Source organism: Chitinophaga sp. (assembly GCF_019236475.1).
GTDB lineage: Bacteria > Bacteroidota > Bacteroidia > Chitinophagales > Chitinophagaceae > Chitinophaga.
The window spans coordinates 442,092-464,407 of the sequence record NZ_JAFAIX010000005.1 but is presented as its reverse complement, the minus strand read 5'-3'; the positions used below and the strand labels follow the sequence as shown (position 1 = coordinate 464,407).

The following is a 22,316-nucleotide window of genomic DNA, read 5'->3' as shown; positions in this document are numbered from 1 at the left end:
TTTATCATCACAGTTCTTAATGCCTCTGCGGAAGTAGCTCATTTGGTAGAGCACGACCTTGCCAAGGTCGGGGTGGCCGGTTCGAGCCCGGTCTTCCGCTCAAAGCCTGATCAGACTCCTGGTCAGGCTTTTTTATTTGTATTTAATTGTATGTGTATGTTCGTTAATCTGTTAGATCACTTAATGTATATCTGATTTAGATTGAAGCGGATATTTTGGATTTTTCGGGAGATGACACCCATTCCATACTGCCGAAATTACATCTGAAACCGTTTTCGGCGGTTGTCTCCCTAAAATGTCGTATCTTTGCAATCGTAAATCTGTCAAGTGATATCTCTATATCGGTAGGACTATCTTTATTTACTTCCCTTTTTGAAAAACACTTTCCCTTATTCACCTTAACAGGTACATAGTGTTATTTAATTATTTTATCATGAAGGATTTTAAGATTATCGACAACAAGGAAGCCAGACAGTTTGAGGCGCATATCGCCGGACAAATGGCTAAAGTAATTTATGAAAAAAATGGTAGCCGTATCTTCCTGACCGGGGCAGAAGTGCCTCCAACCTTGGAGAAACAAGGGGTAACAGCCGTTTTACTCGGTAAAGTGATGGAAGAGATTCAGGCACAGAATTTCAGAATGGTGCCTTCCAGCAAGAAAGTAGCAGAATTTGTACGCAGTAACCCTCGCTGGAAATCTTTACTGGCACATGGTTTACATATCTAAGATATAGGAACAGCTTAGGCTGCCACTATTGACAGTTAAAGAGATGGGATGATACTACAGAATGGCGTAAGGAGAGCAAGACATCATCTCTAACAGTAAACAGCAGGCAGCCTGGCATTTCTTTTTTTACAGATAATCTATCACTACTTTATCCCCAGCTTCGCCTTTGCAAAGGGCATCAGATCATCTGCATCGTTGGCCACTATGACCGCATCTCTGGAGTTATCAAGCACCAGCGCATAACCCTTTTCTTTGAGCAGCGCCTTTAAAACATCTTTTGCTTTTTTGATAATTGGATCGAGTAATTCATTTTCCCGCGCATTCAGCTTTTCTTCCATTTTGTATTTATAGTCCTGGATATTAGCTTGTTGCTGTTTTAAGGCAGTCACCCGAATTTCTTTCTGTGGATCAGTCATTTTACTGGCTGTACTGTCAAATTCTACCAGATTCTTGGTGTATTCCGCCACCATCACTTGTCCATCCGCATTTAACTGATCAGCATATTTTTGTAAGGAGTCGGCGGCTTTCTTGGATTCAGGCATCAGACCTACCAGTTGCTGAAAATTGATATAGCCTGTTTTGGTTTGTGCAGATGCGCCCATGCTCAAGCCTAAGAGCGCCACCAGGTAATAGAGATACTTCATTCGAGTGTTTTAATTTCCATCCAAAATAATCGTCCTTTTGTGAAAGTTATCCTAATGCAGTTATAATAGAATGTTAAATTGATGAACCCGTTATTATTATGCATTGATTCTCAATGCTGAAATAAAATCTTTTTAACGCGTGGGGGTATACGAATATTAAGGTGTCGTTATTAAAAGCATCCAATTGACAGAAGGAATTATCTTTGAGCATAGTTTTCAAACCCTACGCATGGAGTTGATGGATACCGGTAACAAGGTTGTACTGGAAAAGGAGGAAACATGGACCTTTGAGCAGTTGTTTAAAACCCACTACAAAGGCCTGCATGCCTACGCCTGCACCATCCTGAAGGATGATATCATGGCAGAAGAAATGGTACAGAATGTTTTTTGCAAACTCTGGGAGAAATCCAAGGATATACAGATCAAATCATCTGTGTCCGGATACCTGTACAGAGCTGTATATCATGAAAGTATCAATCATATTCGCCACGAAAAGGTGAAAGCTGCTCACGCAGCACATACGCGCTATCGCATGAATCAGCCTGCCGGTGCCAGTCACGCTGCAGGTAAAGTACAGTTGCGCGAACTACAGGAAAAAATAGATAAGGCATTAATGGTACTGCCAGAGAAATGCAGAACCGTTTTCCAATTAAGTCGCTTCGAAGAACTGAAATACCAGGAAATCGCGGACCGACTCAGTATTTCCGTGAAAACGGTGGAAAACCAGATGGGTAAAGCCTTACGCATTCTCAGAGAGCAACTGGTAGACTTCCTACCGCTGCTTTTAATTGTATTGATAAATCTGTAATCGACAACCTGTGAATCAATTTAACGAACATATAAACGACGACGTGCTGGTAAAATACCTGCTGGGCATCGCTTCCGGCAGGGAACAGGAGGCCGTGAAATCATGGTTGGCAGCAAGTGGCGAAAATGAACGCTACTTCCGCCACTTCCGTATCATTTGGGAAGAAAGCCGGGAACTCGCTTCCAAAAGCACTGTAGATGAAAACGCAGCCTGGGAACGCTTCCAGCAACGCGTACAAACAAATCCCTCGGCACAGATAGTGGAAATGACACCTCGTCGGAATTGGTTGCGTATAGCCGCTGCCGTTACTGTATTCATCATTGCGGGCGCAGTGGCCTATTTAATGATGAAACCGGCTACTCCCAGGCAAATGGCTGTTAAGTCTGGTAATACTACGTTACAAGACACCCTTCCGGACGGCTCGGTGGTTACCCTCAATCACAACTCTTCCATTACCTACGCGGCCACTTTCGGTAAGGAAAGGGAAGTAACACTGGAAGGCGAAGGCTTCTTTAATATCGCTGCTGATCCTTCCCGCCCTTTCATCCTCCACGTAGGCGATGCCCACGTTCGTGTATTAGGGACTTCCTTTAACGTGAAAAAAGACAAAGCGAAAATTGAAGTAATCGTGGAAACTGGTGCGGTAGAAGTGAATAACAATAAAAATGCGGTGCAACTACAACCACATGAGAAAGCGGTGGTAAATGGTAATAATGCTGCTCCCGTGAAGGAAACAAACGAGGGTGAACTGTACAACTATTATCGTACCCGTTCTTTTGTGTGTAACAATACGCCCCTCTGGCAACTGGCAGATAAACTGAGCGAAGCGTATGGTGTACAAATCACGATTGCCAATCCGAAAGTAAGTAACCTTACGCTCACTACTACTTTCGCGGATACTTCCCTGGACATGATCCTTGGTGTTATCAGCGAAACATATAATCTCAAAAAAGAACAAAACGGAAATATTATCACACTGAAATAACCATGCCTCCAAGACGCTATTACTCATTATTGTTACTATTATTACTGTTACCCATAGCCAGTTTCGCGCAACAAATTCTAAACCGTACCATGGATGTGGATATACGGAACAAAACGCTCGCAATGGCTTTACAGCAGATAGGCCAGAAAGGAAATTTTACTTTTTCGTATATCAGTAACAGTATCCCACAGGATAGTCTAGTCACTATCACAGAAAAAGGAAAAACGGTCCGGCAAATATTAGATAAACTCTTGGATGGGAACTTTCAATATAAGGAATACGGTAATTACCTAATCCTGCAAGTCAAGCCACCAGGGCAGTTCTTCTATGTCTCGGGGTTTGTCTCGGATCGGACAACAGGACAACGCATTCCGAATGCAACTGTCTACGAACGACATCAACTCATTTCTACTTTTACGAATAACGAAGGTTATTACAGGCTGCGGTTAAGGGATAAATATCCCGCCGCAGCCATCAGCGTTTCTAAGGACCTCTACTCAGATACCTCCCTGTTGCTGCTGGCTAGCAACGATCAGACGGTCAATGTATCCATATCTCCCTATACTAAACTACTACCAACAGTAGAGATCACTGGGCATTCGCAAGTAGAAAAAACATGGTTTGGTAAATTTCTGCTCTCTTCCAAACTGCGCGACCAAAGTGAGAATCTCCGCCATTTCTTCGCGGATAAGCCTTACCAGGTGTCGCTGCTGCCCGGATTGGGCACTCATGGCCGTATGGGCGGACAAGTAGAAAATAAATTTTCACTGAATATCCTGGGTGGCTATACTGCGGGCGTAGATGGCGTGGAACTGGCCGGCGCATTTAATATCGTGAAAAATGATGTGCATAATGTGCAGGTAGCCGGACTACTCAATATGACCGGCGGTAAGATGATTGGGTTTCAGTTTGCTGGATTGCACAACAATGTACTGGATTCTATGCGCGGCGTACAGGTGGCCGGTATTTCGAATAATATTATCGGGTCCCAGAAAGGAGTGCAGTTAAGCGGCGCAGTACAACGTGTAGAAAAAAATATGACAGGCGCTCAGGTGGCGGGACTAATCAATAGCACCTACGGAAAAGTAGACGGGGCACAGGTTTCAGGCGCATTTAATTTTGCGATGGATTCTATGCATGGGTTCCAGGTAGCAGGATTGCTCAATACGGCGGAGGATGTGCATGGCGTGCAGGTAGCTAGCGTTGGCAATGTGGATGGTGGCAACATGCGCGGATTACAGTTAGGCGGCATTTTCAACACGGCCCAACATGTGGAAGGAACACAAATCGCTGCCATCTTCAACAAAGCGAAATACCTGGAAGGCGTGCAAATTGGCTTTATCAATATTGCGGATAGCAGTACGGGTTATACGATAGGACTCATCAATATCGTTAAGAAAGGCTACCACAAAGCGTCTGTTTACAGTAATGATTTATTGCCCATCAATGTTTCGTGGAAAAGTGGCAGTGCGAAATTATACAGCATCCTGACAGGAGGATTGGATTTCAATCAACAGGATCGTTCCTTTATCATTGGATATGGTATTGGGCGTGAAATGCTGATGCACCAGCATTATAGCGTTACCGCAGAGTTTTATGGAATAAATTATCATTTTGCCGGCAGTGATGAGCATTTTGTGATATACAGATTCGCAGGCGCATTTCAGTATAAACCGAAGAAAGGAATTACCGTTTTTGCCGGGCCTGTCATCTCAACCGGATTCCGGAGTGTACAGGAAGGGGTAAAAGCAACAGCAGAAAAATTACCCGGACAAAATTATCCTGGATTTGGCGATATAGATTCCCGCGCCTGGCTGGGCTGGCAGTTGGGGATTACCATCTTCTGATTTTTTTTGCAAAGTGGTAGGGGTATGTATTTAGTAGCGTGTCGTATTTACGAACGACTAATAAATACAGTAATGAAAACAATTTTTTTATCCCTGCTGCTTGCAATTGTAATGGTGAAAACGCAGGCCCAGAATAGCTCTTACGCACCGGCACATCTTAGTTTGGTATATCCATTATCTACCAATGGAAAGAACGCTGCCGACTATACGAATCGTTTTTCATTAAACATATTAGGCGATGTATCCCGCTCTGAGACTGGGATTTGCATTGCCGGTTTCTCCAATGTAATTAAGGATCAGGCGCATGGCGTACAGATTGCTGGTTTCTCCAATCATATCGGAAACACCAATAAGGCTGTGACAATCGCTGGTTTTTCGAATATTATTCATCAACGGGCTGATGGAGTGGTGTTATCCGGCTTCGGAAATTTTGTTAAAGAAGACATGATGGGAGTGCAAGTAGCGGGATTCATGAATACTGCAGCCAATTTAGGCGGGACGCAGGTTGCAGGATTTATGAACAAAGCAGACAATGCAGAATTTCAGGTGGCCGGATTCATCAATATCGCGAAGAAGGTGAAAGGGGTACAGGTAGCGGGTTTTATGAATATTGCAGATAGCTGTGAATATCCCATCGGACTGATTAACCTTGTTAAAAACGGAGAAAAGCAAGTATCATTGACCATAGATGAATCTGCTACCGCGATTGCCAGCTTTAAATCCGGCAGCAAGCACCTCTACGGTATACTGGGGGCCGGTTATAATTTAAAGAGTCCACAACACTTATATGCCTTACAAGCCGGGATGGGCTGGCATCTCCCGTTACTCTCACACTTACGCCTAAACGTAGAAGGTACACAAACTGTACTAACAGATTTCAAAAAAGGACTATACAGCAAATGGACCATGGGCGGTTACCTAGCTTATCGCTTCGGTGATCGCATAGAATTGTTTGCCGGCCCCAATATGAACTGGGTAAGCATCCGGGATGGTGTGGGCGCTGATCTCATTAGCCATTACATCTGGACAAAAGACAGGGCAAACAATAAATTTGATGGCATGTTCGCTGGCATGTTGGCGGGTGTGCAGGTCCGTTTATAAAGCAGGAAACCGTAACGCTGTGGGTCCTCACAGCGTTACGGTTTGTTCATTATTGCAAAGGGATACGCAGGATATCTGCATCCAGGAAAGCCGGAACAAAAGCAGTATTGCCTACCAATACAAAATCAGCAGGACCATTGATCAGCGGGGCTTTCACCGTAGTAATATGACCGCTAGCAATATCCAGCAGGAGTAAAACTCCTTTCTTTTCAAACGATACCCAATCAGAAATCACCAACTGCTTTTTGTTGGCAGTCATCTCCAAACCATCATAAAATCCTTTGCGATCGCTTAAAGGAACGAAAGTATCTGGTTGTTTTTTTAGATCGATATAACCAATCAATCCATCCTGTGTTTTTAGACTACCGAAACCGCAGGCGTAGAGTCGGTCGCTGGTTGGGTCATAAGTCAGGCCATTGGCGCCTCTTACCTCCTCTTTCAATTTTAATTCTTCAAAACTTCCACCATTGTCTAGATGAACCGTATAGATTTTATTGATGTCGGAAGAAGAGACGAAAAGCGTATGATCGTCTTTCTTTGTGAGGTCGTTTAGTAGAACGGTACCAGTGGCGGAGAAATCGAGTGTAAAGACTTGTTTGCCTGTGGAGACATCAAACCCTTTGATCTTATCCACGTCCGCAACATAGAGGGTGTGTGCTACGATAGCGGTGCCTTTAGGAGCATCTAGCCCTGTGGCGAATGCAGTACCATTTCCTTTTTTATCCATTTTCCAGATGATGCCATTACCATCTTTAGCAGAGGGATTGCCGCCTTCGCCGAGGTCGGTGATGAAGAAACCTTGCTGAAAGGGAATAATACTTTCAGGGGTTTTCATAAACTGGCTGCTATTCAGCTTTTGAGCGGAAGTTGTTTGGGTGCAAACAGCGCCTGCAAGCAGCAGGAATGCATTGATGATGTAGTGTTTCATTGCCTTACAATTTGTGACAACAAAACTACAGCAGAGGGATACTTTAGGAATAATAGAAACCGATCAAAAAATGGCAATTTCAGTTCATAGCCGCGACGGCAGTTTTAGGCTTCCTGGAAATGCCTGGCGTTTCCCCATAATATGCTTTATAACATTTGATGAAATAGGATGTCTGCTCAAACCCGCATTCATCTGATATTTCATTGATATTCTTATCGGACTGTTGCAGCAAGTAGTGTGCATGTTTCAGTTTCTCATCATTGATCCACTTTTTCGGAGGGGCGTTATAGATACGGGAGAATTCCCTTTTGAAAGTAGAGAGGCTCAGGCCGCAAAGGCTGGCGTATTCCTGTAAACTCAATGGTTTCAGCAGATTGGCCTTAATAGTCAGTATCATATGTTCACTGGACTGGCAGAACATATGTTGAAAATATGCCAATATATGTCGGCGATATTCGCCGGAAAGCAAGAGCAGTAGTACTTCTCGAATCTTCAGTTCCAGCAACTGGGACGTATTTTCGTGCGGGCGTTCTATATATTCCAGGATGGTATTCCGCACTTTAATCACCTGATCATCACAAGGCATCACCATGGGAGCGGGCAATATATTTTTAGGAATATCTATTCCAGCATCATCAGTGAGAAAGGAGCGCAGGAGGTTGTCGTCTATATGCATTACGAGTGACTGATAGGGCTCCTGTTCATCTGGCGTGAGATTGGACAAGTAGTAGGTGCCTCTTTTTAGCAGGATAATATCTCCTGGATGTGCGCTGATATCCTCTGTGGGAAGGTGAATTTCCTTGGAACCTTTGATCTGAAAAACTAAAGTATGGGCGGTGAGAAAACCTTCTGACCTTCTCGATTGTTCTACTTGTTTGTAAGACGCGATGACGGATTTGCCTGAGTAATTGACTTTTATGAGGGAAGAGCTTTTGATCTGCTCTAACGCTTGCGGATACCTTGGTAGCATGTTACGCTGTATTAACTTGCCGGATTTATGGCATTGTATTTGGATATGATCAAGATAAAACAAATAATCATTAATAAATCTACAAATAATCTGCTATATGAAAAAATGGTTATACTCCTTGTTGGCGCTGGTTTTGTTAACTGCAGCAAGCTGCACAAAAACAACCAATGAAATTATTCCTAATACCACTATTATAGTGGATGTGTTGCCTACGGACTGGAAGTTTGACTCCTCTACAGGAACGTATTACATTTCCATCACTACACCGGAAATCAACAGCAGTTCTAATCAATCGCATGGCATTTTAGTAGCGATGTCTAGGAATCAAACATTATTTGAGGCATTGCCAGAGGTATTTAACAATACTTCTTTTACCTACATCTATCAGCCTGGAACAGTACTCATTGAAGCGCAGGGCGTAAATGGAGCAGCTATACAGTTGCCTACCACTAATCTTCGTTTCAAGATTACTATCATTCCGGCCAACACCAGCAATTAAAGTTTAACCTAAACACATATACGAGGCTTGCTGCTTGTGCAGCAGGCCTTTTTTAATGCTTACCGTTCATATAATTAACAGCTACTTAATAGGGACGGTCCCGTTTAATTTCCTATTTTCAGCCACCATTGCAGGAAAGGCTCTGTAGTAGTCTTGCCGCGGTGAACATGAAAACTAAAGGAAAATGGATACCAGAAGAGATTTTATCAGAAAGGCAGCCCTTTTATCCGGAGCTGCCGGCGTATGGGGCGCAATGCCCGGTTCTATACAACGTGCGATGGCGATTGACCCTAAGCCTGGCACCACCTGGCTGGATGCAGAACATGTAGTGATCCTCATGCAGGAAAACCGCTCTTTTGACCACTGCTATGGCTCCCTGCAAGGAGTGCGTGGGTATAATGACCCTAGAGCGATTACCCTCCCCAACAAGAATTTGGTTTGGCTACAGAGCAATCATGCTGGCCAGACTTACGCACCTTTCCGACTGAATATTAAGGATACGAAAGCCACCTGGATGTCTAGTCTACCGCACTCTTGGAGTAATCAGGTAGATGCCCGCAATAACGGTAAATACGATAAATGGCTGTTGGTGAAACAGAGCGGTAACCGCGATTGGGCGCCAATGCCTTTAACCATGGGCTTCTACGATAGAAGAGATATTCCTTTTTACTATTCACTGGCGGATGCCTTTACCGTATGTGATCAGAACTTCTGTTCCTCTTTAACGGGTACTACGCCTAATCGCCTGTATTTATGGACAGGTACGCTTCGCAGTGAGCAGAAAGACGGTTCGCAGGCTAATGTGTGGAATGAAGATGTAGATTATGGCCGCGAAGCCCAGTGGACTACCTTCCCTGAAAGAATGCAGGATGCAGGTGTATCCTGGCGTATCTATCAGAATGAAATCAGTGCCGCAGGACTTGAAGGCGAGAAAGATGGACTGCTGGCCAATTTCACGGACAATCCCATTGAGTGGTTTTCTGCTTATAATGTACGCTTTGCCAAAGGGCATATGGCATATCTGCAATCGCAACTGAAGCAGTTGCCGGAAGAAATTGCTGCAAAGAAAAAAGTGTTGGCCGGACTGAATGCAGATACAGATGCCTATCAGAAACTGGAGAAAGCGATTGCCCGCAGTGAAAAGCATTTGGAACAAGTGAAAAAAGACGCGGAAAAATATACACCAGCAAACTTTGCTAAACTCTCCGCACGGGATCAAGAATTACATCAACGTGCATTTACCACCAATAGTACAGATCGGGATTACCATGAGCTGGAAACCTTGGAGTATAAGGATGGCGATGAGGTAAGGAAAGTATCAGTGCCTAAAGGAGATATTCTCCATCAGTTTAGAGAAGATGTTAACAATGGTAAGTTACCAACAGTATCTTATCTCGTGGCACCGGGTGAATTCTCCGACCATCCTGGATCTCCGTGGTATGGCGCTTGGTATGTATCTGAAGTATTGGATATCCTAACGAAGAAAGAAGAGGTTTGGAAGAAGACCATTTTCGTTTTATGTTATGATGAGAATGATGGTTATTTCGACCACGTTCCTCCATTCACCGCTCCGCATAAACCTGGTACCGGTAAGGTTTCTGAAGGAATCGATACGGCTATCGAATATGCATCACTGGAAGAAGAAGAGAAGAAAGACTACATAGGAAAAGAATATCACAGAGAAAGTCCAATAGGCTTGGGATACCGTGTACCGTTGGTGATTGCATCGCCATGGAGTCGTGGTGGCTTTGTGAACTCCGAAGTTTGTGATCATACCTCCATCATTCAGTTCTTGGAGAATTTCCTGCAACATAAGACTGGCAAGACTATTAAAGAAACCAATATTTCCACTTGGCGGAGAACGGTTTGTGGAGATCTTAGTTCCGTATTCCGTCCGTACAACGGAGAGAAAGTAAACTTGCCATTTGAGGTGCGTAATGAAGTGATGGAAGGCATCTACAATGCGAAGTTTAAGAAGTTGCCAGATAACTTCAAAGCCTTGACAGCGGAAGAAATTGGTGTTATTAATCAAAACCCTGCTGGGTCTAACTGGATGCCACAACAAGAGAAAGGCACTAGACCTTCCTCTGCGCTGCCGTACCAATTGTATACCCATGGTAAACTGAGTGCTGATAAGCGTTCTTTCGAGATCAGTTTTGCAGCAGGGAATGAAGTATTTGGAAAAAAATCCGCAGGCGCACCTTTCAATGTATATGCGCCGGGTAATTATATCCAAGCAGATACCAATACTATGGGGCCTTTACGCGCATGGTCTTATGGTGTGAAGGCAGGAGATCGCATTGCAGATGCTTGGCCTTTGCAGGAGTTTGAAAACAGTAACTATCATCTGCGACTGTATGGCCCGAATGGTTTTTACCGTGAGTTCCAGGGGAATGCCGCCGATCCAGCCATCACATTGGAATGTGAATATGAGCGCAGTAAAATCAATCGCAATAAACTAACAGGTAATATTGCCCTGCAAATCAACAACCATAGTGGTACGCCGGTGACCATTATCGCTAAGGATATGGCTTATGGTAGAAAAGAGATGAAGCTGACAGTTGCAGCGAAAGGGAAATCTATATTACTAATGGATGTATCGCGGAGTGGACAGTGGTATGATTTCAGTGTAGCCGTGGTAGGTAGTAATACTTTCTCGCAACGTTTTGCGGGTAGGGTAGAAACGGGTAAAGATAGTATCAGCGATCCTTTTATGGGAAGAGTGAGCTAAATGCAAAATGCTACTGCTGTCGACCCTGCCCATTGGGCAGGGTCGACGAAAAAACACAAAAATGGATGGACGTTGCAGACGTCCATCCATTTTTTTATTACAACCTCTTTTCTTGTTTATTAAAAAAATTATATATTTATATAATAACCCTTTTCTCCGTTGTAATCGATCATAGCAAAAGTTTCTGATTCTCTTTTATTAACCAAAAACCGAACAATGGGAAAATTATCTACCATTTTGCATTCGATTGCATTTTGTGCTGGTAGCCTAGCATCGCAAGCAGCGATGGCACAATCCGGCACCAAGGTGATTCCGGTATCGGAGGATACCTATGTTAACAGTAGCACCACAGACGACGCCCGTAATGCCAATTACGGATCATCCACACAATTGCGCTTTCGATATTCGCAGGCGAGTGCAGGATCTGTCTACAACCTTATTACCTATCTCAAATTCAATCTAAAAGGATTGGACCTGCCAGCGGGAACCGTGATTGACTCCGCCACGCTGCAAGGAACGATTTACTATTCACAGACGGGTACAGGGCATATGTGGCATGTACTGCCAGTAGCCAACAATACCTGGACGGAAACCACTGTCACCTGGAATAACCAACCAGGGATTGGTCCGGATACATTGAGCGTAGTAGCCAAGCCAGCTACTGCTATCTCAGATTCTACGCCCTATACGGCCCTCTGGCGTGGATTGAGCAACAGGGTACAAACTGCTCTTAAAGGAGATTCGTTGGTATCCTTTGCTATTTATACTCGTTTAAATTCAGGCGCGAATACCACTATGTATTCTAGGGAATGGACAGTGCCCATGCAGCGTCCGCAACTGACCATTTATTATCACCAGGATACCACTGTGGTAACGCCTCCACCGGCACGCCAAGTGGAAACCCGTAAGCATAACCTGAATATCATCTACTTCCTGCCTACGGATGTGGATACGGTAGCTGGCTATCGGCAACGCCTAAACGGTATTATGCTACAGACGCAGGATTTTTACCGTAAGTGGATGAACTATTACGGCTATACGGATGAAACCTTTGGCTTGCGTAAAGACTCCGATGGACTGGTGAAAATCAGTATCCTACGAGGTTTGTATGATAAAACACATTATCCATATGATGGCGGTGGCACCCTCATCATCCCGGAAGTGAATGCTTTCTTTGCCGCAAATCCTGGGGAGAAAAACAGTACGCATACATTGGTGATATTACCACAAGATGGCTACAATCCATTCTATGGCTTAGGCAATGGTTGGTGCTTTGCACTCGATAATCCAAATATCGATACGAGCTATTTCGCTACTGGCGGTACTTCTGCGTATATCGGTGGATTGGTGCATGAGTTGGGCCATGGCCTGAACCTGCCACACGATAAAGAAAAAATATCTGAAAAGAATGATCCATCCAAGGGAACTTCACTAATGGGTAGTGGAAACCAAACTTACGGTCGTGCTCCAACCTTCATGACTGCGGGCGAATGCGCGGTGCTGCATACTTGTGAGGTTTTCAGAACAGAGGATGTTATTACTGATTTGTATGGTGGCGGGAATGCGAACTTTACGAATTTCCATTCCAACTACAGCAATGGAAATATCAATTTGTCGGGCAAATTCACTACTACAAAGGCTGTCAGCTCCATCGTGATATACAATGATCAAGATGATGATGGTGCGAACTACGACCAACTGGCATGGGTGGGTACTAAAATAGGTGCTGATAGTTTCCAGGTATCGATGCCGGTAGCAGAGTTCTGGAAGAAGTACAGTACTTATACCTTGCGCATTAAATTCGTATTTGCGAATGGTTCTTCAAAAGATATCGTATATCCTTATCGTTTTGAAAATAATATTCCAGTGATAGATATCAATTTCGGCCCTGGTAACAGACCGGATGGTATTACGCCTATAGCGGATACGTATATACGAAATGGTAGTTACGCTAATACCAATTTTGGTAACGATTCTTCTTTAAGCGTGAAACCTGACCCTAACACCAGTTATAAAAGGGAAACTTTCCTGAAATTCCGATTGAGTGATTATGCGGGTAATTTAGCTAATGTAGACACGGTTCGGTTGAGTCTGAAAGTGCGTGGCGTAAATACGAATGGCGGTAAAACGAATCTTGTCGTGAAATGGGCCGCTAAGACGAATTGGGATAATACGGATGCTAACAGCCTGACTTGGAATAAATGGGCCGCAGATGGCACTTATATTGATTCCTTGAATGCAGGGTTCTACTACGGCGGCAACTGGATGACCTGGAATATTAGTAAAGATACCTTGCTAAAACGTATCCGTAGCGGTGATTCGCTGTTAGTATTCCATGTGTATGGTGTTTTCACCGGTACAGATGCCAGCACTTCCGATATTACCTTCTTTGCAAATGAATCCGCCAATGCGGGCGATAGGCCATCCTTGTCATTATTGGAAAACAGTGCCTTGCAGCCATTGGCAGCGCCAGCTTCCATGTACAAGCAGGCTACCACTACCAATATGAAACTGGCCGATGGATTACAGGTGTATCCTAACCCTGTCGCCTCTACGCTGAATGTAAACGCGGTAGCTGGCGGTGGTGCTATCATCAGCAACAGCCATGGTGTTTATGTACGTAGAGTGATGCTGACGAAGGGCAATAGTAATAGTATTTCGGTGGCAGACCTGCCTGCGGGCATCTATTATCTGCAATCAGAGAAAGGCAATTATGCGCCAGTGAAATTTGTTATCGCGAGATAGGATTTTTAATGCAAATGAAAAAGGCGTTGCTACAGCAGCAACGCCTTTTTTTGATTGTAGATGGTGTGTGTTGTTTTAGTTAGGTTGCACTGGAATCTCTTGCAATCATTTTTGTGTGCATAGAATAAGTTTTATCCCGACTGTAAAGGAAGAGGCAACTGCCATTGCGGATGCGTTCAATTACTTTGCGGTGAATACTTTCTGGGATGGCAGGACAGCCAAGGCTTCTGCCAATATATCCTTGAGATTTGATGAGTGATTCATTCACATAAGCGGCGCTGTGCATCACAATGCCACGAGACATAGCATTATCATTGATCCCGGCTTCCTCTCCCTGCAAACGCAGGGATAAACCGTGTTCTCCATTATAGGAATCTCCGGTTACATAGAAACCAAGACTGCTCATAAAGCTGTTGGGACGATTGGAGAAAGAACTGGCACTTACTGTACCGGAGTTTCTGCCATGAGACACCAATGTATTGAACAAGAGCATTTTGTTCTGTAAGTCGATGACAAAGAGTCGTTTTTTAGTGGAAGGTAAGCTGAAGTCAATAATAGAAAGTACTTGTTCATTCTTGATTTTTCCTTCATCGCTTAGCTTATTATAACCTTGCATAGCATAGTCGAATGCTTCGCGAGAAAGCCCTAGTGTATCAAGCCCTAATTCATCATATAAGCTAACTTCTTCTACCTGGAGAGAATCCTGCGCTGGTTGACCGGAGGATACATGGTTGGTGGTAATTATATTTTTACCAGTGGTACTAAAAGAAGTAATAAGGAATGCAAAAGCACAAACTGTAACTGCAAAAACCAACGGTTTTATCACTTGCTTCTTATTCAATTTCACGCCGTAGTTGTTTTAGTCTATTTAAAATTTACATTGATCGTTTAACGGATTTTTAAAAATCGAGTAAAACGAATTTACCGATTTTATCACGGAGAAACGATACTGAAATACAGCTTCAGTCTGCTTGTAATGTTATTTTAACAGTTATTTGACATAGTATGATAAATTGTATATATCTTAAATTTAAAGACAAGGATTGTAAATAGGCGGACAATATCAGTAAATCGCATACAGGCCTGGCGTTTATCTTTGTTTAATCGTTTCGTAATTGAGAAAAGCAGCCATAAAAAATATCAGGCCGGTACTGAAAATACCGGCCTGTTTTATTAAATTTTCGTTGATTCAAATCCTTCACTTTATATGAGAACATTTTTTGTTTCCCTTTTGTGCTTATGCCTGCTGCGCACCCTATCGGTGGAAGCGGAGTCCCCGGTAACTGAATTGATACAGCGAGTGGATGCAGACGTTAATGGATTGAATAAGGTGTACATCTTTCGGAACAGCCCTGAATACTTCAACCGCATGGGAATTTACTATAATGATGTGCTGAAGGAGCTGCAGAAGATTGATTTTAAATCATTGTCGGTGGGAGAGCAGGTAGACTACATTCTCTTGCAACGTAATATTCGCCAAGAGCTAGGTACCTTGCAAACTAACGCCCACCTCTACACGCAGATAAAACCACTTATTCCCTTTGCCGATGATATCATGACCTTGCAGATCAAACGCAGGCGTGGAGAGAAACCGGATGCCCAACAAGTAGCCATTGTATTGGGGAAAGTGCAATCCGGGCTAGAAGCGGCTTTAGCAGGAGCAGATAAGCAAACCGGTTACAGTGCGGTCGCGTATCGGAAAGCGGCAGAGGTGGTAAACGAGTTACAGAAAGGATTACAGAACGTATATGATTTTTACTATGGCTATGATCCGCAGTTCACTTGGTGGGTGAAAGATCCCTATCGCAAGACGGATAGTTTGCTCGCTAAGTACAGTGATCAACTAGATAATGTGTTGGCCGACAAAGCCGATAAATCCCTTGATGCTTCCGGCATCAAAGGAACGCCGATTGGTAAAGAGGCGTTGGAAGAACTCCTACAGTTTGAAATGATTCCTTATGCGCCGGAAGACCTGGTGGCAATTGCTAATAAAGAATTTGCCTGGTGCGATACAGAAATGAAGAAAGCCGCCGCAGCAATGGGCTATGGCAGCGATTGGAAGAAAGCCCTGGAAAAAATCAAAGAAAATCATGTGGCCCCTGGCGATCAGCCTGCACTTATCAACAGGCTGGCAAATGAAGCCATTCGTTATGTAGAAGAGCGGAACTTAGTCACCATTCCTGAGTTGGCTAAGGAAAGCTGGCGCATGTACATGCTGACCAAAGAACAGCAACGTTTTGCACCTTTTTTCCTGGGCGGTCCTTCGATACTTATCGCCTATCCGACGATGGATATGGATGAAGCTGCCAAGGAAATGAGTCTGCGTAGCAATAACTACGGATTTGCACATGCTACGGTATTCCATGAATTAATACCGGGTCATAACCTGCAAGGCTATATGAACCAGCGCTACAAGCTCTATCGGCAGGAATTTAATACGCCATTCTCCGTAGAGGGGTGGGCGTTATACTGGGAAATGTTGCTCTGGGATAAAGGTTTTCATGCCACCCCAGAAGAAAAGGTAGGCGCGCTCTTCTGGCGTATGCATCGATGTGCACGGATTATTTTCTCCCTGAATTATCATCTAGGCAAATGGACGCCACAGCAATGTATCGACTTCCTGGTAGACAGGGTAGGGCATGAACGTTTCAGTGCGGAGTCTGAAGTTCGCCGATCTTTCACCGGCGGCTACGGACCACTCTACCAAATTGCTTATATGATGGGCGGCTTACAGTTGCGCGCACTGCACAAAGAAATGGTAGACAGTGGTAAAATGACCGAACTTGCTTTCCATGATACCTTCCTGCATGAAGGTGCTATCCCTATCGAAATGTTTCGGGCGATTATTACGAAACAGGTGCTCAGTCCGGATTACAAATCACAATGGCGATTTGCAGATCATCTGATTAAATAGCTTAATTTTAGAAAAAACGGACCATGCCTGAATTACCGGACCTCGAAGTCTTTCAGCAAAATCTATCTAAAGTATTGCTGAAGAAGAAGCTACAGGAGATTGAAGTTCCTGTGGCGAAGAAGCTTAATGTCACATTGCCGGCGCTTAAAAAAGCATTAGTAGGACAAACTTTGACGGATATACGCCGATCGGGGAAAGAACTACATTTTATCTTTGGAAAAACGCATGTTCTTGGCATGCACATGATGCTGCATGGAAAATTATACTTACTCAAACCCGGAGAAGAGCAAAAATTTACCATTGCCTTATTGCATTTCTCTGGTGGTCATACTTTGGCCCTTACGGATTTTCAACGTGCGGCAGCTATCACCTTGGACCCACCGGAAAAAGAAGCCCCAGATGCCTTTTCTAAGGACTTCAACGCCGAATGGCTAACAGCAGCTTTAGCCAAAAAGAAAACCACCATCAAGAAATTTCTAACAGATCAAAAACAAGTATTGGGAATCGGCAATGCCTATGCGGATGAAATCCTTTACACGGCACGTGTCTCCCCATTTTCCATCTGTAGTAAAATACCGGAGAAAAAGGTAGCGGATGTAGCGAATGCCGTAAAGAAAGTATTAAAAGACGCCATTACAAAGATCAATAAAACCCATCCGGGCATTATTGCTGGCGAAGTAAGGGATTTTATGCAGGTGCATGTGCCGAAGAAGGAAAAGAGCCCAGGAGGGTATCCTATAAAGCATTTGGATAAGGGTGGACGTACGTATTTCACAGATGAGCAGGAATTGTACAAATAACTTTAAATTATCTTGACAGAGTTATTATCTTTACTCCCAATACATGTGAAATATATCCCAAATACTATGAGTATAGAACGTCGTAATTTTTTACGTAATGCCGGACTTGCTACGGGTCTGCTATTTTTTCAAAAGCCCCTTTCCTCTTTCGCCTCCATCACTGAGAATGCCGTTATTGTTGGGGGAGATGCCACCAAACTGCTGGTGCGCCATACCAATGATATGCAGGGCAGTATGCCTGATTTCTTGGCAAAAAGCAATAAGGGTTTATTATTGGATGCTGGTAGTTTCCTGGGCAAAACGGGGAGCCTTAGTACAGATCTGAAAATGATCCAGGAAATGAACAGCAAAGGGTACCAGGCTGTGGGTATCGGGGAGAATGAGTTGGCCGCAGGTCAGGATTATCTGGCCGCATTGTTGGGGGAGATGAAATTCCCACTGGTCAACTGTAATTATGAATTTTCAGATGTTCGTTTGCAAAAAGGCATCCGTAAATATGTTATCGTATATGCGGGACCGTATAAAATCGGTATTACCGGCGTAGGCGCGGAAGTAAAAGGTATCCGCGGCGTACAGGTAAAAGATCCCGTGGCGGCAGCCACTGCGATGGCAGCACAGTTAAAGCATAAAATGGACTGCGACTACGTAATTTGTCTCTCTCATCTTGGTTATGACCGCAATCTAGATGTGTTGAGTAATAAAAGCATGGTTTCCAACACCACTCATATCAATTTTGTCATTGGCGGCGGTATACAGGGAGTTGTTCCCCGTGCCTTTGTGGTCAAGAATAAGGATAAACAGGAAGCAATACTGCACCAGGGCCTGAGCAATAATGATGCTTACGGTCACCTGGAGATTGTCTTTAATGAAAGCAGGCAGCATATCGCAATGGACCCCCGCATGATCTGGGCTTAAATATTAGTAGCAACTGTTGCTTCCTGGCTGTGGGAAGCAACAGTTGTATGTGAACGCGTGTCTCCCGAAACATAAATATCCCCGGCAATCTTCTCCACCAATGTCTTTGGAAAAAATTTAGGTAACCAAGCATTCAGCTTGTTGGTAAACCCTGGAATAATCTCTGCTTTCCCGCTGAATAAGCCACGGACGGCAATTTTGGCCACCGCTTCTGGCGTCATATTGAATCTGTCTGCAATCGCACGCGTACGTGTACCCATGCCTGCACGGTTCACAAAATCAGTATCTGTACTACCCGGACTCAACGCACTCACGGAAATGCCTGTACGACGTAGTTCATATCGCAGGCTCCTCGTAAAAGACAAGGCGAAAGCCTTGGTGGCAGCATATATATTCAGATAGGGAACCGGTTGATAGGCCGTTGTACTCACTACATTCAATAGGTAAGCCTTCGGAAACCTGCGCAAGACGGGAATGTATGCATGTGAAAGACCCACTTGCGCACGTATATTCACATCGATGATATTGAAGGAATCGGATAATGGGATATGCTCGAAAGCCCCGTTCAGTCCATATCCTGCGTTATTGACAACTACAGTCAACTGATCGTGGTATGGCGTTGTAAATTGTACAACCTTTTGCAGGGCGTCCGGTTCAGACAAATCCTGGTGCAGCGCATGCACATGCACCCGATGCGTGGAAGCAATAGTAGTGGCGGTATTTTCCAGCGCCTGTTCGTCCAGGTCCACTAGAAGCAGATGGTAATTTTTTTCAGCGAGTGCTGCTGCAATGGCTTTACCAATGCCTTTTGCGGCACCTGTAACAAGAGCGTATGACATGGTGAAAATTGTTTAGTTGGATGATTTTATCAATTCTTCCTGGGGAGTCTTCACAGCAGCCCATTGCGGCTTTCCGCCATATAAGCTGGCAAGTTTATGATAGAATGGCGTAGGGCTAGCCGTATGTTTGGGCTGATAGGCACCCGTGATGATCGGGATGTACATCACTCTGCGGCGACTAGCTTCTCCATTATTGGGCGATTGTTGCACGCGATGCCATAACCTACCATCATGGATAGTCAGATCTCCTGCCTGAATGTTGAAACCCACTTCCTTTTTATCCGGATGATGATCAATGAAATATTTCTTTCTGAACAAGAGTCGGAATAAACTCTGTTTATGCGTGCCCGGTAGTACGCGCAATCCACCGTTATCAATGGGGCAGTTATCTAGATGGAGACCTACGTTCAACATCGGCATAATGCGGCTACCCAGGAATAGATCACGGGGACTATCCGTATGCCAGCCTAGTTGGCGGAACTGGCTGTGATCCGAATTAACGTAATGATTCACGACAAGACCGTCTTTTTCATTTTCTCCAATGCGGCCATCATAGGGGCCGAGTAGTGAAATCAATGATTGGAGGCGGGGATCGCGGAGAAATTCGCGCAATACATTGCTGTATTGAGAGGCAAATGCAATACGTTGGATCAACGGGCTCCCGTCGATATCCGTACCGAATTTCAAGGGGACGCCATTAATTTTCTGGATGTCATTGCGCAGGAGCAGGCGTTGTACTTGGTTCACCGCTTCCAGCAATTGGTGAAGGGTGTCCTGGTCAATGAAATTTTTGAATTGAATGAAACCATGTTGTTGGAACCATGCAAGGTGTTCGTTTGTGACCGTCTTTTCCAGACGGAACACTGGTTGGTGATTCGTTTTCATGACGAATTAATTTGTTGGGTGAACAAAAAGATTAAGGCAGTGAAGCGGCATTTGGTGGGATTACCGCGGAGTAGTGGGGGAGCATTAACAACAACAATCGCCAGGACGTAATGAGATCGTCTTGTAATTCGCCTGTTGGCGAAGGCCCTGGAATGTGAATGTTGTTAAGTGTTTCATGGTAATTTGTTTTTAATAGTCTACCATTCTTGTAGACAAATGTACAGAATTTTTTAATTGGCAAAAAAATATTTTTGCTGTTACTGAGAAAGGAGTGCATTATAATCGCCAATTGTATCAATATCAATACTTCCTTGGGGGAAATCGATGGTTTTTACTTGGTCTTTATACTGCTGGAGTAATTTGCGTGCGCCCTCCTGGCCTTGTAGGGCTTGTAATGCCGGGAAGAATGCTTCCTGGAAGCATACAGGGGTACCGATAATGTTATTATAAGCACAGGCAACAATAGGGGAAGGGGTAGCCAGCATACGATGGAGTAAGCGGGAGTCGATGAATGGCTGATCGCATACTAAAAGGAAAACGCAACTAACGTTCTTGTATGTACGTAGTACATACTGTAATCCAGTAGCGATGCTACTTCCCAAGCCTTCCGCCCAGTTTTCATTGATCACGGTATTAATATGCAGATGGGCGATATGCGGTTGTATGGTGGCCGCATTGGCACCTAGTACTACTGTCACCGGACCTATATTGCTACTAAGGGCAGTATTGATAACACGTTCTAGCAATGTTTGCTGCTCCAATTGGAGTAGTTGTTTAGGTTGACCTAATCGCTGAGATGCGCCGGCAGCAAGGATAATAATACCTGTCATATCAGAGATGCTGAGTGGTGATAATTTGCGCTCTCCTGCTGTGGATAGCGCCGTTTTTGTCGCGCAGGGATTGCCCGCTGGTAGCTGGTCCTGCCATCACCCGTTTTATTTCACTGGCGATGCTAAGGGCAATTTCTTCTGGAGTGGCCGCGGCAAGATCCAGTCCTGCTGGACCGTATATCCGTTCCCGTTGTATAGCCGTGATGTTATCTGATTCCTCCAGCATCCGCTGTAATTTCTTTGCTGGGCCTAGTACACCGATATAAGGCAACGGAAATTGCACCAGTTGTTGCAGTATTTTCAGGTCATAATTGTAGTTATGCGTCATCAATATAGCGGCCGAATAGGCGTCTGGAACCAGGTAATCCAAGGCATTTTCCGCTTTTGCCACATGGATACGCGTATGGGGAAAACGTGTCGCAGTAGCGTAATTGGGTCTACCATCCAGCAAATGCACATGCCATCCCATCACCTGGGCAATGCGGGCAAGCGGTTGTGCGTCGTTGCCAGCACCTGCAATAATTAATTGCGTAGCAGGAGTGATGTAGGATAATAAAGCAGTATGTTGTTGATCTGGAGAGACGTATGTTTTTATGATGCTAGTGCGCTGATGAAAAGCTTGTTTTATATCCTGTAGGATCGCTTGCTGTAGCATTTCTCCGGGAATATGACCGATAGAATCATTAGCGCGGCAGAGCATGCGCGTGCCTGGTTGTACTGCTTTTCGCTGTTCTTTATTGAATAGCGTAATTAGTATGGATTCCTGACGAGCGTTGATGAGTTGCTGAATTAGTTGCAAAGGATTGTTGATATCCTCAGGTGTAATGGGCTCTAGTAGGATATGTATAATCCCATTGCAGCCTAGTCCTACGCCCAATTGCGCATCGTCTTCATCGGTGGTATCATAGGTGACCAGCATGGGTTGCTGTTGCATGATGACCAACTGGGCTTTGCGTAGCGCGTCTCCTTCGAGGCATCCGCCGCTGATAGCGCCTGTAAGCGTACCGTTTTCCGTTACCAGCATTCTGGCGCCCGGTTGGCGGTAGGCAGAGCCATCCACATGCACTACTGTAGCCAGCGCCGTGCGGAGGCCCTGTTGTTGCGCGATGTCATACGCCTTCACAATATCTTCCAGCTCTTTTATCATA

General features: G+C 44.5%; 19 protein-coding genes and 1 tRNA gene. 12 read left to right on the top strand and 8 right to left on the bottom strand.

The features are described from left to right. The first annotated feature begins 27 nt into the window (after positions 1-27). Both JO154_RS09145 and JO154_RS09140 read left to right on the top strand, forming a co-directional pair. Positions 28-100: transfer RNA gene (locus JO154_RS09145), tRNA-Gly, on the top strand. A gap of 333 nt (positions 101-433) precedes the next feature. Next, positions 434-727 (top strand): N-acetyltransferase, encoded by a 294-nt coding sequence (locus JO154_RS09140; protein WP_291944086.1) that lies wholly within the window; start codon positions 434-436, stop codon positions 725-727. A gap of 143 nt (positions 728-870) precedes the next feature. Here the strand turns inward: JO154_RS09140 and JO154_RS09135 are convergent, their stop codons facing one another. After that, the gene (locus tag JO154_RS09135) at positions 871-1,371 is read right to left on the bottom strand and encodes an OmpH family outer membrane protein (protein WP_291944083.1); all 501 of its coding nucleotides are present in this window, start codon (positions 1,369-1,371) and stop codon (positions 871-873) included. A gap of 184 nt (positions 1,372-1,555) precedes the next feature. On the opposite strand from JO154_RS09135, the gene JO154_RS09130 reads away from it, so the two are divergent. The 4 genes from JO154_RS09130 (at position 1,556) to JO154_RS09115 (ending at position 6,112) form a co-directional block, all read left to right on the top strand. Continuing rightward, a complete protein-coding gene (locus tag JO154_RS09130) occupies positions 1,556-2,179 on the top strand; it encodes an RNA polymerase sigma-70 factor (protein WP_291944080.1) in 624 nt (207 codons plus the stop codon). A 10-nt stretch (positions 2,180-2,189) separates the two neighbouring features. Beyond that, positions 2,190-3,164, top strand: a complete 975-nt coding sequence (locus JO154_RS09125; RefSeq protein ID WP_291944076.1) for a FecR domain-containing protein — start codon at positions 2,190-2,192, stop codon at positions 3,162-3,164. A gap of 2 nt (positions 3,165-3,166) precedes the next feature. Further along, a complete protein-coding gene (locus JO154_RS09120; protein ID WP_291944073.1) occupies positions 3,167-5,011 on the top strand; it encodes a hypothetical protein in 1,845 nt (614 codons plus the stop codon). Positions 5,012-5,083: 72 nt separating this feature from the next. Further along, complete coding sequence (locus JO154_RS09115) at positions 5,084-6,112, top strand: hypothetical protein (protein WP_291944070.1); 1,029 nt, start codon at positions 5,084-5,086, stop codon at positions 6,110-6,112. Between the two features lie 49 nt (positions 6,113-6,161). Here the strand turns inward: JO154_RS09115 and JO154_RS09110 are convergent, their stop codons facing one another. Next, positions 6,162-7,040, bottom strand: coding sequence for a hypothetical protein (locus JO154_RS09110; protein WP_291944067.1), 879 nt, complete (start codon positions 7,038-7,040; stop codon positions 6,162-6,164). 79 nt (positions 7,041-7,119) lie between these two features. Continuing rightward, positions 7,120-8,010: a helix-turn-helix transcriptional regulator gene (locus JO154_RS09105; RefSeq protein ID WP_291944065.1), complete on the bottom strand. Its 891-nt coding sequence runs from the start codon at positions 8,008-8,010 to the stop codon at positions 7,120-7,122. A 97-nt stretch (positions 8,011-8,107) separates the two neighbouring features. Between JO154_RS09105 and JO154_RS09100 the strand changes: the two genes are divergently transcribed. The 3 genes from JO154_RS09100 to JO154_RS09090 all read left to right on the top strand — a co-directional run bounded on the left by JO154_RS09100 (position 8,108) and on the right by JO154_RS09090 (position 13,985). Further along, the gene (locus JO154_RS09100; RefSeq protein ID WP_291944061.1) at positions 8,108-8,509 is read left to right on the top strand and encodes a hypothetical protein; all 402 of its coding nucleotides are present in this window, start codon (positions 8,108-8,110) and stop codon (positions 8,507-8,509) included. 184 nt (positions 8,510-8,693) lie between these two features. Beyond that, positions 8,694-11,240: a phosphocholine-specific phospholipase C gene (locus JO154_RS09095; RefSeq protein ID WP_291944058.1), complete on the top strand. Its 2,547-nt coding sequence runs from the start codon at positions 8,694-8,696 to the stop codon at positions 11,238-11,240. Positions 11,241-11,456: 216 nt separating this feature from the next. Next, on the top strand, positions 11,457-13,985 hold the full coding sequence (locus JO154_RS09090) for a DNRLRE domain-containing protein (protein ID WP_291944056.1): 2,529 nt from the start codon (positions 11,457-11,459) through the stop codon (positions 13,983-13,985). 79 nt (positions 13,986-14,064) lie between these two features. On the opposite strand, the gene JO154_RS09085 is transcribed toward JO154_RS09090, so the two are convergent. Further along, positions 14,065-14,832 (bottom strand): murein L,D-transpeptidase catalytic domain family protein, encoded by a 768-nt coding sequence (locus JO154_RS09085; RefSeq protein ID WP_291944054.1) that lies wholly within the window; start codon positions 14,830-14,832, stop codon positions 14,065-14,067. 360 nt (positions 14,833-15,192) lie between these two features. On the opposite strand from JO154_RS09085, the gene JO154_RS09080 reads away from it, so the two are divergent. The 3 genes from JO154_RS09080 to JO154_RS09070 all read left to right on the top strand — a co-directional run bounded on the left by JO154_RS09080 (position 15,193) and on the right by JO154_RS09070 (position 18,614). Continuing rightward, complete coding sequence (locus JO154_RS09080) at positions 15,193-16,899, top strand: DUF885 family protein (protein WP_291944052.1); 1,707 nt, start codon at positions 15,193-15,195, stop codon at positions 16,897-16,899. A 23-nt stretch (positions 16,900-16,922) separates the two neighbouring features. Continuing rightward, the gene (locus tag JO154_RS09075) at positions 16,923-17,699 is read left to right on the top strand and encodes a DNA-formamidopyrimidine glycosylase family protein (RefSeq protein WP_291944050.1); all 777 of its coding nucleotides are present in this window, start codon (positions 16,923-16,925) and stop codon (positions 17,697-17,699) included. Positions 17,700-17,765: 66 nt separating this feature from the next. Continuing rightward, positions 17,766-18,614: a hypothetical protein gene (locus JO154_RS09070; protein ID WP_291944047.1), complete on the top strand. Its 849-nt coding sequence runs from the start codon at positions 17,766-17,768 to the stop codon at positions 18,612-18,614. On the opposite strand, the gene JO154_RS09065 is transcribed toward JO154_RS09070, so the two are convergent. The 4 genes from JO154_RS09065 to JO154_RS09050 form a co-directional block, all read right to left on the bottom strand. Further along, positions 18,611-19,453 (bottom strand): SDR family oxidoreductase, encoded by an 843-nt coding sequence (locus tag JO154_RS09065; protein ID WP_291944045.1) that lies wholly within the window; start codon positions 19,451-19,453, stop codon positions 18,611-18,613. The genes JO154_RS09070 and JO154_RS09065 overlap by 4 nt on opposite strands. Before the next feature lie 12 nt (positions 19,454-19,465). Then, positions 19,466-20,338 carry a phytanoyl-CoA dioxygenase family protein gene (locus JO154_RS09060; protein ID WP_291944043.1) on the bottom strand — a complete coding sequence of 291 codons (873 nt, stop codon included), beginning with the start codon at positions 20,336-20,338 and terminating at the stop codon, positions 19,466-19,468. A 257-nt stretch (positions 20,339-20,595) separates the two neighbouring features. After that, positions 20,596-21,168, bottom strand: coding sequence for a nucleotidyltransferase family protein (locus JO154_RS09055; RefSeq protein WP_291944040.1), 573 nt, complete (start codon positions 21,166-21,168; stop codon positions 20,596-20,598). Position 21,169: 1 nt separating this feature from the next. After that, positions 21,170-22,315: an XdhC family protein gene (locus JO154_RS09050; RefSeq protein WP_291944037.1), complete on the bottom strand. Its 1,146-nt coding sequence runs from the start codon at positions 22,313-22,315 to the stop codon at positions 21,170-21,172. Between the last annotated feature and the right edge of the window lies 1 nt (position 22,316).